The 229-nt window shown below is 42.4% G+C and carries 1 protein-coding gene; it reads left to right on the forward strand.

Annotated elements, in window-relative coordinates; translation table 11 throughout:
• The coding region (locus tag AAEY78_RS15265) for a MerR family transcriptional regulator (protein WP_352340389.1) at positions 1 to 229 on the forward strand (229 nt) is incomplete at both ends.

Consider the following 229-nt stretch of genomic DNA (forward strand, 5'->3'; position numbering starts at 1 on the left):
GGTTAAAACCATCCGATATTATGAGCAAATTGGTTTACTCTCTCCGCCAATCCGTACCAGTAATGGCTATCGTCATTACCAACAAAAAGACATTGAGACATTAGTGTTCATAAGACGATGCAGAGAATTAAACATCGGACTCGATGACATCAAGCGCTTGGTTGATACACAACAAGACCCAAAATCGTCGTGCGCACTAGTCGACAATATCATTGCCGAACAACTTGCC

Source organism: Psychrobacter sp. 16-MNA-CIBAN-0192 (assembly GCF_040309565.1).
Classification (GTDB): domain Bacteria; phylum Pseudomonadota; class Gammaproteobacteria; order Pseudomonadales; family Moraxellaceae; genus Psychrobacter.